The sequence below is a fragment of the Photobacterium lutimaris genome, from assembly GCF_003025555.1.
GTDB classification, from domain to species: domain Bacteria; phylum Pseudomonadota; class Gammaproteobacteria; order Enterobacterales; family Vibrionaceae; genus Photobacterium; species Photobacterium lutimaris.
The window spans coordinates 50657-66665 of record NZ_PYMH01000007.1 but is presented as its reverse complement, the minus strand read 5'-3'; the positions used below and the strand labels follow the sequence as shown (position 1 = coordinate 66665).

Annotated in this window: 17 protein-coding genes; 8 read left to right on the top strand and 9 right to left on the bottom strand. The window is 51.7% G+C overall.

The window, feature by feature from the left end; genetic code table 11:
- Window positions 1–98: 98 nt before the first annotated feature.
- Together C9I99_RS14995 and C9I99_RS14990 are read left to right on the top strand one after the other, a co-directional pair.
- Complete coding sequence (locus C9I99_RS14995) at window positions 99–1694, top strand: AbgT family transporter (protein WP_107349704.1); 1596 nt, start codon at window positions 99–101, stop codon at window positions 1692–1694.
- A gap of 148 nt (window positions 1695–1842) precedes the next feature.
- Window positions 1843–2682 (top strand): LysR family transcriptional regulator, encoded by an 840-nt coding sequence (locus tag C9I99_RS14990; protein ID WP_107349703.1) that lies wholly within the window; start codon window positions 1843–1845, stop codon window positions 2680–2682.
- Here C9I99_RS14990 and C9I99_RS14985 read toward each other — a convergent pair.
- The gene (locus C9I99_RS14985; protein ID WP_107349702.1) at window positions 2660–3910 is read right to left on the bottom strand and encodes an EAL and HDOD domain-containing protein; all 1251 of its coding nucleotides are present in this window, start codon (window positions 3908–3910) and stop codon (window positions 2660–2662) included. The two genes, C9I99_RS14990 and C9I99_RS14985, sit on opposite strands and share 23 nt — an antisense overlap.
- Window positions 3911–3986: 76 nt before the next feature.
- Window positions 3987–4604, bottom strand: a complete 618-nt coding sequence (gene rhtB / locus C9I99_RS14980; protein ID WP_107349701.1) for a homoserine/homoserine lactone efflux protein — start codon at window positions 4602–4604, stop codon at window positions 3987–3989.
- A gap of 147 nt (window positions 4605–4751) precedes the next feature.
- Here rhtB and C9I99_RS14975 point away from each other — a divergent pair, with 147 nt between their 5' ends.
- Complete coding sequence (locus tag C9I99_RS14975) at window positions 4752–5753, top strand: alpha/beta fold hydrolase (protein WP_107349700.1); 1002 nt, start codon at window positions 4752–4754, stop codon at window positions 5751–5753.
- 94 nt (window positions 5754–5847) lie between these two features.
- Window positions 5848–6648, top strand: a complete 801-nt coding sequence (locus tag C9I99_RS14970) for a Cof-type HAD-IIB family hydrolase (RefSeq protein WP_107349699.1) — start codon at window positions 5848–5850, stop codon at window positions 6646–6648.
- A gap of 75 nt (window positions 6649–6723) precedes the next feature.
- Here the strand turns inward: C9I99_RS14970 and C9I99_RS14965 are convergent, their stop codons facing one another.
- Window positions 6724–7182: an EVE domain-containing protein gene (locus C9I99_RS14965; protein ID WP_107349698.1), complete on the bottom strand. Its 459-nt coding sequence runs from the start codon at window positions 7180–7182 to the stop codon at window positions 6724–6726.
- Window positions 7183–7249: 67 nt separating this feature from the next.
- Between C9I99_RS14965 and C9I99_RS14960 the strand changes: the two genes are divergently transcribed.
- From C9I99_RS14960 to C9I99_RS14945, 4 genes are all read left to right on the top strand, one after another.
- A complete protein-coding gene (locus C9I99_RS14960; RefSeq protein ID WP_107349697.1) occupies window positions 7250–8293 on the top strand; it encodes a COG3650 family protein in 1044 nt (347 codons plus the stop codon).
- 81 nt (window positions 8294–8374) lie between these two features.
- Window positions 8375–8956, top strand: coding sequence for a tRNA-uridine aminocarboxypropyltransferase (locus C9I99_RS14955; RefSeq protein WP_107349696.1), 582 nt, complete (start codon window positions 8375–8377; stop codon window positions 8954–8956).
- A gap of 94 nt (window positions 8957–9050) precedes the next feature.
- The gene (locus C9I99_RS14950) at window positions 9051–10481 is read left to right on the top strand and encodes a coniferyl aldehyde dehydrogenase (protein ID WP_420849253.1); all 1431 of its coding nucleotides are present in this window, start codon (window positions 9051–9053) and stop codon (window positions 10479–10481) included.
- 24 nt (window positions 10482–10505) lie between these two features.
- Window positions 10506–11084: a TetR/AcrR family transcriptional regulator gene (locus C9I99_RS14945; RefSeq protein ID WP_107349694.1), complete on the top strand. Its 579-nt coding sequence runs from the start codon at window positions 10506–10508 to the stop codon at window positions 11082–11084.
- A gap of 77 nt (window positions 11085–11161) precedes the next feature.
- Here C9I99_RS14945 and C9I99_RS14940 read toward each other — a convergent pair whose 3' ends face one another.
- The 6 genes from C9I99_RS14940 to C9I99_RS14915 all read right to left on the bottom strand — a co-directional run bounded on the left by C9I99_RS14940 (window position 11162) and on the right by C9I99_RS14915 (window position 16007).
- Entirely contained in the window at window positions 11162–11701 is a 540-nt protein-coding gene (locus tag C9I99_RS14940) for a DUF3332 domain-containing protein (protein WP_107349693.1), read from the bottom strand.
- 302 nt (window positions 11702–12003) lie between these two features.
- Window positions 12004–12675 carry an NADPH-dependent F420 reductase gene (locus C9I99_RS14935; RefSeq protein WP_107349692.1) on the bottom strand — a complete coding sequence of 224 codons (672 nt, stop codon included), beginning with the start codon at window positions 12673–12675 and terminating at the stop codon, window positions 12004–12006.
- Between the two features lie 319 nt (window positions 12676–12994).
- The gene (locus tag C9I99_RS14930) at window positions 12995–13315 is read right to left on the bottom strand and encodes a hypothetical protein (RefSeq protein ID WP_133638261.1); all 321 of its coding nucleotides are present in this window, start codon (window positions 13313–13315) and stop codon (window positions 12995–12997) included.
- Between the two features lie 49 nt (window positions 13316–13364).
- Window positions 13365–14105, bottom strand: a complete 741-nt coding sequence (locus C9I99_RS14925; RefSeq protein ID WP_107349690.1) for an SDR family NAD(P)-dependent oxidoreductase — start codon at window positions 14103–14105, stop codon at window positions 13365–13367.
- A gap of 34 nt (window positions 14106–14139) precedes the next feature.
- Window positions 14140–14910 (bottom strand): SDR family NAD(P)-dependent oxidoreductase, encoded by a 771-nt coding sequence (locus tag C9I99_RS14920; RefSeq protein WP_107349689.1) that lies wholly within the window; start codon window positions 14908–14910, stop codon window positions 14140–14142.
- A 2-nt stretch (window positions 14911–14912) separates the two neighbouring features.
- Window positions 14913–16007: an oxidoreductase gene (locus C9I99_RS14915; RefSeq protein WP_107349688.1), complete on the bottom strand. Its 1095-nt coding sequence runs from the start codon at window positions 16005–16007 to the stop codon at window positions 14913–14915.
- Window positions 16008–16009: the final 2 nt, after the last annotated feature.

Sequence of the window (16009 nt, the reverse complement as noted above, 5' to 3'; positions counted from 1 at the left end):
ACAATTATATTTTGTTTGTGACGTTAACAATGACGTAACCTTCCCCGCGACAAGAGATGTACCCATTGATGGGATTAAAACGATAAATGGAGGTCGTGATGCATTCATCTGCTTCACCGCAAACACAACAACAACCGAAGAAAACGTTATTTACCCGTTTTCTAGATACCGTCGAGTGGCTAGGCAACCTGCTACCACACCCAATCACTCTTTTTGCCCTTTTTTGTGTGGCTATCCTGGTGCTATCCGGTATTGCCGGCTATTTCGGCGTGTCTGTCGTCGATCCACGCCCGGAAGGCGCAGCGGGCCGTGCTGCTGACGGAATGATCCATGTAGTAAGCCTATTCAATGCCGAAGGCCTACAGCGAATCGTTGCTAACTTGGTAACCAACTTCACCGGCTTTGCCCCACTAGGTACCGTACTGGTCGCTATGTTGGGTGTGGCGATTGCCGAGCACTCAGGCATGCTGTCATCCGCTATGCGTGGTTTGGTGATGGGCGCATCAAAGCGCATGGTAACCTTCGTCGTTATTTTCGCCGGTATCATTTCAAACACCGCTTCTGAGCTAGGCTACGTGGTACTGGTACCGCTAGCAGCCATGCTATTCCACTCCCTGGGCCGCCACCCGCTAGCCGGTCTAGCTGCGGCGTTCGCCGGTGTATCCGGTGGCTACAGTGCTAACCTTCTGCTGGGTACGGTTGACCCGTTACTATCGGGCATTACCCAGACCGCAGCACAAATGATCGATCCGAACTACTCGGTTGGCCCAGAGGCTAACTGGTACTTCATGTTCGCATCAACCTTTGCTATCACCATCATGGGTGCGTTTGTTACCGAAAAAATCGTTGAACCGAAACTGGGTAAATACAACCCGGAAGAAGCCAGTGAAGATCTCGGTGGCGACAAGCTTGGCAAAATCACCGATCTTGAGAAGAAAGGCCTGAAAATGGCAGGTCTTGCCGCCCTAGTTGTGGCTGGCTTGCTGGCGCTGACCATCGTGCCGGAAAATGGTATCTTGCGTCACCCTGAAACGGGCATGGTTGCAGGTTCACCGTTCCTGAAAGGTATCGTCGCCTTCATCTTCGTTTTCTTCGCTGTTCCTGGCTTTGTCTACGGTAAAGTCGTCGGCACCATGAAGAATGACCGCGATGTGATTGATGCGATGTCGAAGTCAATGTCTTCAATGGGCATGTACATCGTACTGGTATTCTTCGCCGCTCAGTTCGTTGCTTTCTTTAGCTGGACTAACTTCGGACAGGTGTTCGCAGTTGGTGGGGCTGACTTCCTGCAGTCAATCGGCCTGACAGGCCCTGCCCTGTTCTTCGCCTTCATCCTGATGTGTGGCTTCATTAACCTAATGCTAGGTTCGGCATCGGCACAGTGGGCGGTAACGGCACCGATCTTTGTCCCTATGCTGATGCTGGTTGGCTATGCACCGGAAACCATTCAGGCGGCTTACCGTATCGGTGACTCGGTGACCAACATTATCACACCGATGATGAGCTACTTTGGTATGATCCTGGCTGTTGCGACACGCTATAAGAAGAACCTAGGTTTAGGTACGCTTATCTCAACAATGCTACCGTACTCAATCGTCTTCATCGTAGGCTGGAGCCTCATGTTCTACCTGTGGGTATTTGTATTCGGTATGCCTGTAGGTCCAGGTGCAGCGACCTACTACAGCGTAGGCTAACACTACACTCTGTCAACAAAGCCGGGCTTATGCCCGGCTTTGTGTTTTCTGCCCCCACACACATCCTGAGTCACTATCCTTGGCCTGCATCCTTAGCCTGCATTCTTTGCTATCATAGGCTCCATCACTTGCCAGCTAGAGCCATCCCATGGACCTACGCCTCCTGCGCTTTTTTGTCGCCGTCTACGAAGAAAAGAACATCACCCTCGCGGCCGAGCGCTGCTATGTGTCCCAGCCATCGATCTCCAATGCCGTCAAGCAGCTGGAAGAGGAGCTCAATACCACCTTGTTCGAGCGCCACAAAAAAGGGGTCAACCTGACCGACGAGGCCCATTATCTTTACCCTCTGGCCGTCAGGTTGCTCGGGGACGTTAATCGTCTGCCATCCTTGTTCCAGCAGCGTACCGAATGCCTGCCGCTCAAACTGGGCAACTTCCCAGACCTGAGCCAGAAAGCCCTTGCCAGTATATTCAGCTGCCTGAACGAAAATATTCCGAATGTGTTATTAGAATTGGTGGATCATGATGTGCCGGCGGATGCGCGTCTGACGCTCGATATGTTCAAGCAAGATGGTGAGATATTCCTGCCGCTGTGGGAAGAGGACTATGTACTGTGCATGCTGCCGTCCCATCCGCTGGCCAAACTGGACAAGGTCAAGCCGGAGCAGCTCCATCAACATGATTTTATTGAATGCCCGCCGTGCGAAGCCCACCAGCAAACTATCGGCCTGCTGGCCTGCGACGGATTGGCGGTCAATCTGGTGGCCAAGGCCGAACATAAAACCCAAGTGATGCACCTGGTACAGGCCGGTCTCGGCATTTCCTTCCTGCCAACTGGCGTGCTGGAGACCGCCAGGGAGCTGGTCACCGTCCCGCTGGATGGGCCGCGAATGTTCCGCCGGCTCGGGTTATGCTACCCAGCCAACAGGACGCTCAATCCAGCCCTGGCCGAAACGGTGAAGGCACTCAGCCAGTTTGCACGGCAGTAAGTGAACGGGCAGAAGTCTGGAGGCCGTATTTTGATGACCACTGGAGAGCCAGCTGGTAACTCTGGCCTATACTTGGGGCTGCGATCCCCAGCGCCTCACCCATCTGGTTGACCTGACACCACTTCGCCTGTTCATAGGCAATCGCCAATGCCAGCAGCTGGCCCAACGCGCCTTGCTGATACAGCAGTGCCTGCCGGATCTCGGCCTGCAGGGGCAGTTGCTCAAGCAACTCCTCCAGCGGCTGATCCAACAAGGCATCGATCATAGAAAGCAAACCAGTCATAAAGGCAGGCTTGGCTTCGATATTCTGCCCACTGGCGGAGGCAAGGATTTCACACATCCGGCCACGCTGCAGTGATAAGGCATACAGCTCTTGAGGCTTGTCAAACGAGGCCTGGGCGGTTGCCACAGCACTGACAAACACCTTGAGCTTTTCCTCGCCGAGATAAACCAGTGCCTGCCTGAATTCACTGATCGGCACTTTTAACCTGTCGATGGCGGTGTTGACGTAACGCAGCAACAGGTAGGACAGCGACAAGTCTGAAGCGATGATCTGCTCGACCCGCTCGAAATCGACCTGTTCCCGACACACTTCCTGTAACAGGCGCAATGTAGAAAGGCGCTCAGGTTTGAGGTTACGGCTTTTTAGCAGCTCGGGACGGCTGAAGTAATATCCCTGGAAAAAGTGAAATCCGGCCTGATGAACCCGGGTGTAGTCATGGTGGCTCTCGACTTTCTCGGCCAGGAACATCAACTTGCGGCCGCGGTTCTGCTCGACATAATCACATGCCGCGTCCAGGCCCACCTTGAGCAAATCTAGCTTGATGATATGGACATACGGCAAAAAGCGCTGCCAACGTTCGTCCATGGTAAAGTCATCAAGGGCAATCATGTATCCCAATCGGTTCAAATGGCGGATCGCAAGGAGCAACTCATCATTGGGCTCACACGTTTCCAGCACTTCAATCACCACCTGCTTTTTCGGCAGCAAGGTCGGCAGCAGGCGGATCAGGCTCTGGTGGGGAAAGTTAATGAAACAGCGCTTGCCGGCCTGAGCCATACCATCACTGTCGGCAATATAGCTATTAACCAATAAGCGACAGGTAGCCTTGTTTTCATCGATGCCGGCAGGAAAGGCATTGCTCTCACCATTCCGGAACAACAGCTCGTATCCCGCCGTCTTCTGATGACGGTTGAAGATAGGCTGGCGTGCAACATAGGAATACATAACTCTGAACAAGTCTCCACAACAGAGGACAAACGCCGCATCACATCAGGGCTGTCCAATAACAGCAGCCAGAAACTCAGGCTTTGGCCGTCGCCAATAATGCCCCGCAGCCGATAAACATCGAACCGAACACGCGGTTCAGGGCGGCCATGATTCTGGCCGAGCGGATATAGCCCGCAAGCCGAGAGGCCAACATCACGTACCCCAGCATAACCAAAGTATCCACGGCAACCGTGGTGATCCCCAACACCCAGAGCTGTATAGCCTGCGGCTGGGTAGGATCAATAAACTGGGGAAACAGCGCAACCAGGAAAACCACGGTCTTCGGGTTGGTCAGATTGACCAATACCGCCTGACGGCACAATTGCTTTGCCGGCGTCGCCGGCGTATCACCAGCCAAATCAAGCTGACCGCGGTCACGCCACTTTTGCACCCCGAGCCAGATCAGGTAACCGACCCCGGCCCACTTGATCACCGCAAAGGCTGCTGCCGACTGGGCAATCAACGCGCCCAGGCCAATACCGACCAAGACGATGTATATGCCAAGACCGAACTGCAACCCAGCAATTGACGCCAGCGACTTGCGCCAGCCATAGGTCATACCATTGCTGATTGAGTTCACAGTGCCCGATCCCGGCGCGATGCTAAACACAATCGCCGTCGCCAGGTAAGCTAACCAAAGTTCAAGTGCCATAAACCCATTTCCTTTTTCGCTATTCTAACAAAATTTGTCACTAGCCGTATAAAAGCGCCACACGTTAACAGCTGTTCACGTCTAATGGCAACATCTTGTATGACATTGGGTTATACTTGCCCCAGATGCTGTTAACCGAGATGATAAATGACTGTCCAGCCCCCCTCTTTTTTTGAACTATCCCAAGAAAACGACTTTGAAGAGACCATGGCCGGGCCCGTCACCGAACTGTGGCACCAGCGCCAGGAAGGCATGTTCCAGGGGAGCAATCACACCAATATTGGCTGGGCCGCCTTGACCGGCAACAACCCGGATAAAGCCATTATTGTGGTTAACGGCCGGATTGAAAGCTACTGGAAATACCAAGAGCTGTTTTATGATCTGGTCCGTCAGGGCTACGATGTATTTGCCCTCGATCACCGGGGCCAAGGTGTTTCCGACCGGCTGGCCGAAGATACCGAGTTGGGCCATGTTGGCCATTTCGACGACTACGTCAGCGATTTAGACACCTTTATCGAGTCAGTGGTCAAGCCCAAAGGCTACCAACAGCTATTTATGCTCGGCCACTCCATGGGCGGCACCATTACCAGCCTTTACCTGGCACGCCATCCCGGCACCATTGAGCGGGCGGTACTCAGCGCCCCGATGCACGGTATCAATATCAACAAATGGATGCGCCCTATCGCCTCGCCACTCGCCCGGGTAATGGAGCAGCTGCAGGGCCAACCCAGTTATGCGCCGGGGCAGGTACCCTATTACCCCAAGCCATTTGGCAGCAACCCACTGACCCAAAGCAAAGTGCGCTACCAGTGGTTTCGCGACCTCTACGAGCGCAAGCCAGAGCTGAAAATCGGCGGTCCCAGCGCCCGCTGGGTATGGCAAGGGTTGGCGGCGGCCAAGCGCTGTATCAGCGAGGCCGGCAACATTTCCACCCCAGTCCTGCTGCTGCAGGCCGGTGAAGATACTATCATCGATAATGCCGCCCATCAGCAGTTCCATCAAGCCATGGTACAAGCCAACCGTGACTGCCAGTTCAAGGTTATAGAGGGTGCCCGCCACGAACTCCTGTTCGAGGCCGACACCTACCGCACCCCGGCGCTGGCCTCTGCTTTTGAACATTTCCGGAAAGCGGAAATACCCGACGCTTAAAATAGCCTCTTTTCTCTTGGGGGAACTGGTTTAATATTGCACTGTTCCCCCAATGCTCTGGCATTGGGCCTCTGTTCCTACCGCGAGAGGTTTCATGTACCAAATTATTGCATCGGATCTGGATGGCACCCTGCTGACACCGGACCATAAGATTGCCCCGTTTACTAAAGATACCCTCAACCAGCTACACCGCCAGGGTAAAGACTTCATCTTCGCCACCGGCCGTCACCACATTGATGTGGCGGGACTGCGCGAGCAACTGGGGATCCCTGCTTACATGATCACCTCCAACGGTGCTCGGGTACACAACTGCAAAAACGAAGTGATCTTCAAGCAGGATGTCCAGCCCGAGGTCATTGCCGGCATCATTGCGATGACCAAGCACGATCCGGAACTGAAAATCCACATCTACCGCAATGATGATTGGTTGCTGAACGAGGAAGACCCAACCCTGCGCGACTTCCACGACTCCTTCAGCTACCAGCTATTCGATGTCGAGAACCCACCGCTGGAAGGTGTCGCCAAAGTGTTCTTCACCCGCGACGACCGCGATCATGACAAATTGGTGGCATGGGAAAATGAGATCAACGCCGAGTTTGGCGACAAGGCCAATGTTGCCTTTTCTACCCCGTGGTGTCTCGAAGTCATGGATGCCGGCGTGTCCAAAGGCCACGCCTTGGAGGCGGTAGCCAAAGAAAAGGGCTATGCCCTGACTGACTGTATTGCCTTCGGCGACGGGATGAACGATGTTGAAATGCTGAGCATGGCAGGTAAAGGCCTGGTGATGGGGACCTCCCACACCAAAGTCAAAGCCGCCCTGCCCGAGAACGAAGTGATCGGCGACTGCAACGATGAGGCCGTAGCACACTACCTCGGTAATCTATTGCTGAAGTAAGCGCGCAAGTGAAAATCGGTTAGCTAACCACAACAGGAAGCCACTTAGGCTTCCTGTTCCATTGGGAGGCCGCCATTAAAACTGCCCGGTCATTTGCAGTATTTCCCGCCATTGCTCTTCGGAGACCGGCATGATACTGAGGCGATTACCCCGCTTGACCAGCGGCATCTCTGCCAGCGCCGGATTGGCTTTCATCCGCTTCAAGGACACCAAGCGCAAATGGCGGACATACTCGATATCCACCATGACCCAGCGCGGGTTGTCCGGATCGGATTTCGGGTCGAAGTACGGCCCCTCGGGATCAAACTGGAAATGATCCGGATACGCCTCACGTACAACCTCGGCAATCCCCACCACACCGACATCCTTGCAGGAAGAGTGGTAAACCAGCACCTGATCCCCTAGCTTTATATCATCACGCATCATATTTCGCGCCTGATAGTTTCTGACACCTTCCCAGCAGGAAACTTGTTGCTGCTTGAGCGTGTCTATCGAAAAGGTGTCCGGCTCTGTCTTGAATAACCAATACGCCATTCTGATACTCTTTTATTTATCTGGTATAACTGACTTTATACCCAGCCTATCACAACGAGGGATCCCGATGATATGCCGACAACTTACCCTGGCTCCCATAGCCGCCGTCCTATTACTGGCAGGCTGTGCCAGTGATCCGGCCGCTGGCCCAACACCAGAAAAAGAAGCGCTCACCACGCCTGAAGTGGCCACCAGCAGCGGCAAGGTACAGGCCTTCATGCTGCGCGGTCAGGTGACCATCGGCCATGAAAGCCGCAGTATCCAGCCTTGCGGCAGCACCCAGCAATACTGGCTGCACTTGCCGGCAGGCGATCTGCCCGCCGCCAATGCGGTCGCACCACGCGGGTACGAACCGATGTACGGCGAATTTATCGGTTATCTCGAGCCGGCACCGGCAGAGGGCTTTGCCGCTGATTATCATGCCCGCTTCAACGTCAAGCAGATAAACCTTCTGTCAGCGGAGATGCGACAAGGCTGCCAGCAGCCACCGCGAAAAACCCGGGCCTTCGGCAATGAGCCGGGCTGGAGTATCGATGTCGCCGGGGACACCGCCTCTCTCAGCCGGATCAGCTACCCAACCCAGCAACAAACGATTTCCAGCCGCGATATCCGTTCAGGCCAGCACGTCTATAAGGGACGCAATTTCACCCTGACCATGACCCAGGCCCAGTGCAACGACACCATGAGCGACGCCCTTTACGGCTGGCAGGCAACGCTTGACTGGCAGGGTACGGTATACTCCGGCTGCGCTACCCTTGGGGCGACTGACGTTACCCAGCATTGGGTTGGCCGTTACCAGGGCCACAGCGACTTGGGCGCCACCGTCCTGACAACCACCCTGAACCTGCTGCCGGATCACTCTGCGGTCACGGAATACAGCTACAGTGATGGACAACCGGGGCTGAGCGAGAAAGGCTTCTGGCAACAAGCTGGCGATGGCAAGATAAGAGTCACCATGGCCCAGTACCAAGGCCGCCGGCTGATCAGTGAAAGGCTGTTTACCCGTGAAGATGGCCAATTATCGACCCGCCAAGAAATCATCAACGGTGAAACCTATGAGCTGGGCGAAAATGGCCTGACCCTCGACAAACTCAGTCCAGTCCAACCATAGCGCCCCTCACGGAAAGCCTTCCCCTTTTCCCTTGGGTTATGCCACACTCCGTGGCATAACCCATAGGCCAGACTGACCACCATGACCACACCCTGCCCACGTTGCGGCTTCCACCACAATTGCATCTGCGATACCGAGCCAACCCTAGCCTGCCAACACGCCTTTGTTTTGCTCACTCACCCCAAGGAAATGGGCAAAGAGACCAATACCGGTCAATTGATGGAAAGAAGCCTTCCCCACTGCCAACGCCACATCTGGGATCGGGTCAATCCCCCCCAAGCGCTCCTCGACATGCTTTCGAGCCCCCAGTACCAGCCGTGGTTGCTGTTCCCTGGGGACGACACCGTGCCAGCCATGCCATACCAGCTCAGTACCAGCAAAACACCTCTATTCATCCTGCTCGATGCGACCTGGCAAGAAGCACGCAAGATGATCCGCCGCAGCCCCTGGCTGGCAACCCTTCCCCGGCTGGAGTTAGCCGCGCAGACCCATTCGGCTTACGCACTGCGCCGCAACCAGCAACCGGGCAACCTGTGCACCTGCGAGGCCGGTATCGTGTTGCTCGAAACCGCCGGATTCAGCCAGGATGCTGAACAGCTACAGCAGTACTTCAACCACTTTATCGATGTGTTTCCGGCCGAGAAAAGTGGCCATAAAAAGTGATCCGGTAAATTTCCAGCTCCGCGACAGAAAAAGTCTTCTATACTAAAACCGACTGACTAGTCGGTATTATTGAGAGGGAGACCCACCGATGACTGTGGCCGAAAATATCCAGATCCAGCCAGCCTGCTGTACCGACATGGACCGCACGCTACAAGCCCAGCAGGCAGCCTTCAGGAAGGCCGCCATACCTTCTCTTGACGAGCGAAAAAGCCAACTAGCCGCCCTCAAGCGCGCTATCAAGCAACACCGGGAGGCGCTCTGCCAAGCACTTGCCGAGGATTACGGCCAGCGCCACCACCAGGACTCCCTCGTGGCCGATATCATCCCCTGCATCAATAACATCAACTACAGCCTGAGAAGACTCAAGGGCTGGATGAAACCATCCAAACGCCATGCCGGATTGATGCTCTCCCCCGCCAAAGTCGCCGTCCACTACCAACCGGTCGGGGTAGTCGGTATCGTGGTGCCGTGGAATTTCCCGGTGATGCTCAGCCTCGGGCCGCTGATTTCCGCCTTGGCCGCCGGCAACCGGGCAATGATTAAACTCAGCGAGTTTACCCCGGCCACCAACCAAGTTCTGCGCACCCTGATTGAAGAGACCTTCCTGCCCGATCAGGTCGCGGTGTTCGAGGGTGAGGCAGATGCCGCCGCCCACTTCACCCAGCTAGCGTTTGACCATCTGCTGTTTACCGGCTCCACCACTGTCGGCCACCACGTGATGCGGGCTGCTGCCGACAACCTGACACCGGTCACCCTCGAGCTGGGGGGCAAGTCCCCAGTCATTATTGCGAAAGATATGCCGATAAGCTTAGCGGTAGAGCGGACCTTGTTCGGCAAATGCATGAACGCCGGGCAAATCTGTGTTGCCCCCGACTATATTCTGGTACCCAGAGGGCTGGCCCAAGCCTTTATCGATAGCTTTATCAAACAGTTCAATCACCATTACCCCGACGGGGTGGATAACCCGGACTTTGCCTCGGTGATCAACGAGCGCCAGTACCAGCGTTTGTGCCAGTGGCTTGACGAAGCCAAGCAGCTCGGGGCCAATGTCTTTCCGTGCCACGAGAAAGCGCGCAGTGATGCGCACCACCGTTTGATCCCTCACCTGCTCAGCCATGTGCCGGCGCAGGCCACGCTGATGCAGGAAGAAATTTTCGGCCCGCTGTTGCCGGTGATTGAATACGATGAGCTGGCCGATGCCATTGCTTTCGTTCAGCAGCGTCCTCGCCCACTGGCACTGTACCTGATGAGCCAAGATCCCGTGGCCCAGCAGCAAGTCCGCGACGGGACAATATCGGGCGGGATGGCAATCAACGAGACCCTGCTGCAAGTGGCGGCCGATGATGCCCCGTTTGGCGGCATTGGGCCATCCGGGATGGGGCATTACCATGGTAAGGAAGGTTTCCTAACCCTCTCCAAGGCCAAGACCGTGCTGAACCAGCACACGTTCGCCACCACAGGGCTGATCAAACCCCCTTATAACCGATGGTGGCAAAAACTGATGCTGGCCTTCTTTATGCGCTAACAATACGCTGCGAGCAGGAGCAAAATGAAAAGACAGCAACTACTTGATACGGCACTGGCCCTGTTTGTCACCAACGGGGTGCAGGCAACATCGACCGCCAGCATAGCCCGGGAAGCAGGCGTTGCCACCGGTACCCTGTTCCATCATTTTCCCTGCAAACAGGATTTGGTCGACACCTTGTACCTCGAGGCCAAGCAGGATTTGGCCCAGGAATTGTCCTCCCCGCCAGAGACGGCGGGATTACAAGACCAGCTGCAGCAGTTATGGAGCCGGGCACTGGAGTGGGCTATCAGCCACCCCTGCCAGCTCAAACTGATGCTCCAGCTTAATCACGACCCGGCCTACCCCATCAGCCGCCACCAAGATCTGATGCTGGCGACCATGGGCTTCATCGGTGAAAGGGTCGAACAAGCCCAGCATCAAGGGCTGCTAGCCCCCTTGCCGATGCCACTGGTACTCAGTTTTTTCCGCCAGCACTTTCTGAGCACTGCCCAACTGTTTATCGAACAACCCGAGCTGGGCCAGCAGACACAATACCAACAAGGGGCATTCCAGATCCTCTGGCAAGGGCTGCAGCCCGTCGGCCACAAAACCGAAGCCTAGAACCTCAGCCGGGATAGCCTAGATACAAAAACGGGAGCCAAGGGCTCCCGTTTCACTAACATGCACTATTGCGATCATTATGCCTGGTTATTGGCATACTGGCTCAGCTCAGCAACACTCACGGCGGTGATGAATTCACCATCTAAGTAGAAGTTCACCTCATCGCCGGCACGCTCACCGCGCAGCACTGCCTGCTCACCGCTTTGGTATACCACATTCATCTCAAGCGTACGCGCATCAACCTGACGGAAGCTCGCCGCTTCAATATCGCTGTTCTGAACACTGGCCAGTGGCACTGTGGTCAATGATGGGTCTAGCTGGCCATTTACTTTGAAGATCGCATCAACAGGTGTATCCGCCACCGCCGGTGACTTACCGGTGATCGGATTCTGGCCTGTCCAAAACTCAATAGTATTGAAGATGAACAGATCCGCGGTTGCCGCAATGCCGTAAACCGGGCCCAGCAACATAAACAGACCCGCACGGCCGTAACGGTTGTCCACGGCGCTCAGGTTGGCTTTGGTTACCAGCTGAGAGGTGCCCATTTGACCAATACAACCAGTCAGTGACGTCGCAAGAAGGGTCATTACGATCGCTTTTGATGCGATTTTTTTCATTTAAGCTCTACTCCGCAAAGAGATGGGGAAAATCATAAAAAGTGCGCAGATTATAGGCATTATTGCGTAATTAGCCAGAAGATTTAGCAGTATATTGTCACTAAACTTTATGCAGTCAAAAGAGGGTAAAAGGCTGGTAAAGCCGGGGGTTAACAAGTAATCACCCGGCCTATTGATAATGCTAATTTTCTCCAGATACTATATCGAACGATCATGTGTTCGCACAATAAAGTTTGTACACTAATTCCGCACTCTGGCTGCTTACCATTTTAAGCATTTAGTTGCGCTTACTTGAGTTCTCATCATACAAAACGGTGATGAAGCCAATAACCATCAGCCACAACTGTATCTCTTGTCGTCGTTTCTAGTATCCCTTCAAGCTTCTCTTTGGGCGCAGCAACGCAATATGCTGGTCTAAAGCGTTCAAATCGCCAACTATCAGACAACTTACCGCCATCGACAGAATCAAAACCAAGTTTATCGATTAATCTAGCAACCACATTTTTCGCTTCTTGGTCATTTGATGCAATAGGAATAGCGCGACGATCCTTTGCGCCTTCTGGGCGTGCATCTCGGCGTAAATCTTCAACCGTAATCGAATTAAATGCTTTAACAACCGTTGAGTCGGTTAAATAGTTAGCCACGAGTTCACTGGTTGTCATTCTCAAGCTATTTAACTCGGTGATGTAACCATCTCTATGTGGAAAGTAATTCAGCAAATCCAGTACAATCTTTCCTTTCAACTGTTCCTTAGGAAGTTTATTGAAAGAATAAAGCGGCACTGCAATGACAATAACATCGCCAAACTCTGCAGCTTGCTGCGCCGTTCCAGTCTCGCAGCCCAATCTATTAGCAGCAACCGTTAATGTTTCCGGCCCTCTAGAGTTGCTTATCATGACAGATAGTCCACCATCTAAAGCGTGTTTTGCAAGAGCCTGTGCCATCGCTCCTGCACCGATAAAGCCTATTTTCATATTATCTCTCTTTCAGGTTCATAGGTTTTATGAGTTTTAAAATGCCAAATCTCACGTTGGATAAAACCAAAATTTCACAGTGAATTAAAAAGCAAGCAATAGACAACATATATTTATTTCTTCATCGGCCGCTCAGTTTTTGCAGGAAAGGCCTATTGATGGACAGAGTTCAACCACAAATAAACGAGAAGACACATGCCGAAACAAGTCACCTAAAGCTTGCCAAACATTCAAATTCACATAAAAAACATTCACATCAATACAAGGAGAATATAAAATCTACGTAACTCCATTTATAAGAAATGAAATATATCGTCTGTTACGCCACTTGAGCATCTACTTTTAGTTCTGCTTGCAGTTTATCTAAGATAAAAGCATGCATTGCTCCTAGGGTTGAGAATGGAGATTTTTCCATTCCCAGATCACGTTCATTGGCCAACTTTAATTTAAAACCAAATTGTGAGCTAATTTGTTTTTCAACGTCTGCGATGATAGTTATCAGACTAAGCGAATCGAGTTGTCCATCCTGAGTATAGAGAGCCGTATCACTACCTTTAGACAGATCTACGGGTTCATCTAAGAATAAACTTTGTTCTTCAATTGCCTCAATCAATAAATCTAGAATTTCTTTATTCATCATATTATCCCTAATAAAATTCAATTCACTAAACCGTATTGTAAGAGTGACTTCAAAACGAATTTAGTAGAGTCCTAACCTCAATGAATTCACCATTCTTTAGGTGCTTACAGTTTTGTTCTTGTACGATTTTATATATATCTTCCGCGCGCATCTCTGCAGATACTACATACCCAGGAATTTGAAAGCGTTGTTTTAAACGCACATGGTCTGGAAACAAACTCACATTCGGATGGTTAACGATGTTGTGAGATAAACGAGTGTCGACATTACACATACCCAGCACTGCAAAAAAAACATCTGGATACTCTTGAGCATAGACACCACTCAGCGCTTCTAAAGCAGCCTTAGACATACTATAAGCTAACATTCCAGCTCGATATCGACGGCCCGCAATGGACGCAGAAACAACAACCAATGCGGGTTTATGTTTCATATTCAACAGCACATCTAAAAGCAATTTGTTCGCAATTGCATTGATGTTCATGACAGTCACTACGTCGTTTAACGATGTGTTACCGGCATACTCTGGTGAGTTACCCGTTGCGCCAGCATTTAAGTAGAGCGTATCAAACTCTGCGTTTTCTAGTGCTGCGAAATTGGTATCAATAACCTCGCTTAGCTGAGTTAGACAGCCGAAGTCTGCTTGGATTAAAACAAAGTTGTCGTGTCCTGCTATCTGCTCAGGACAATGGCGAGCCATTCCAATGACCGAATCGCCTTTTTGGAGATGCAGAGTCGCTAACGCAAGTCCAATACCATCACTTACACCGCTAATAAATACACTTGCCATGTCCTTAAGCCTTTTCCTTCCTTACCGCTATTTCTTAAAATTTCCCAGCAATGAATCCGCCATCAACGGACAACAGCGTGCCTGTGGTATAGGAAGCGTCATCACTCAACAAGAAGTTAATAGACGCTGTCACTTCTTCAGGCTCTGCAAAACGGCGTAACGCTGTATTGCGATATTTTTCTGCCGTCGCTTCAGGGTTTGCTCGTAGGCGTTCTTCAGTATTCATCCCACCCATTGTCGGCCCAGGGCAAACTGCATTTACACGGACGAGTTTCTTACCTTCTTCAGGTACACCACACTCAATTGCTGCGATTTGTGTGAGCATATTCAACGCGGCTTTGCTGACTGAATAAGCACTTTGTCGTGGCTGACCTAAGATACCACCGCATGACGAAACGTTTACGATTGAACCACCATTGCCTTTTTGCATTAACTGAATTTGACGCGACATAAAGTGTAGTGGACCAACCAAGTTGATATTCAGAACGCGTGTCCATTCTTGTAAATCTAACTCACTGACTGATGCTCGCTTAGTGGTGATACCTGCGTTATTGACGGCTAAATCCAAACGACCATGTTCTTTTTCAATCAATTCAAATAACGCGTTTACAGCCTTTTCGTCTGTCACATCTAATTGGATATAGCGAGATTGAGCCCCCAGTTTTTCTTGAGCCAATAGCCCATCCTCTTTATTTCGACCTGTAAAGTAGACAAATGCACCTTCGTTCACCAATTTCTTGGCCACATTAAAGCCAATACCACGTGTTCCACCTGAAACTACAGCGACTTTATTTTCATATTGCATTACTAAATTCCCATATATTTATTTTGAATGTGTTGTGGTCGTAAATAATCTGGATTTACGCAACAATAAACTCTATCTGCTAGAGGTTCTTTCTTATCTCTCAAGCAGTAAGAATCCCATTGACAGTGATTAATCTCTTTCACTTGCCCTGCTAGTGCTTTATTAACAAATTGATGGTCCGCGACAATCGGGCGCCCGAATCCAACAAAGTCGGCATCACCACTAGCAATGATCTCTTCGGCTATTTCCAAGTTTCCGATATTGGCAGAAAAGCCAATCGGCATCTTGGTATGCTGTTTCAAAAATCGGCTCGCTCGGCGACAGGATTCCAGCGTGTATTCTGGATTTCCGAGAAACTTCCCGAATGTTTCTGCCACGCCGTTGGCGCAGGTCACCGCATCCGCACCCGCTTGTTCGATTGCTACTATCACATCGCCGAGTTGTTCTACCTCAAGCCCTTCTGAACCAAAGCCATCATCAACTTGTAAGCGCACGAAGATCACAAGGTCTTCTTGAACAACTGCTTTCACTCGCTTTAACACTTCAAGTAGAAGTCGCGCGCGATTCATTGCGCATCCCCCCCACTTGTCGGTTCTTTCATTTGACTTAGGTGATAAAAAACTACTCAACAAATAACCATTCGCCGCATGGATTTGCAGAGCCGGCGCACCCACACTCAGCGCCAATTTGGCGGCTTGTTCAAAGTGCTCGATGTATGAGGCTATCTGCACTTCGCTTAGTAACGTTGCATCCCCGGAGCCATAATGTTGCAACTGCGCAGACAGCAGAAAATGCCGATCATTTGCAGCTTCAAAAATAGGTTGAAGGTCTAACGCATGCTGCTCAGAAACTAGCTTCTGGCTTCTGTCTGTATATTGCGAAGATGCATCGACCGAGGCGTTACCCAAAAAGCCAAAGCCACAACCTCCATCCATGATTGATTCATAGACATCAAAAAACTCCTGCAGAGGTCTGCCTTCATGGTCGCAAAGATCAAATCCAACAGAAGAAAAGTACATACGGTTTGTAGCTTTACCGTGTTTGCCAAGTTTCATAGGCTTCAGCAAATTGGGGTACTTAGAATGATAAATCGTCATGC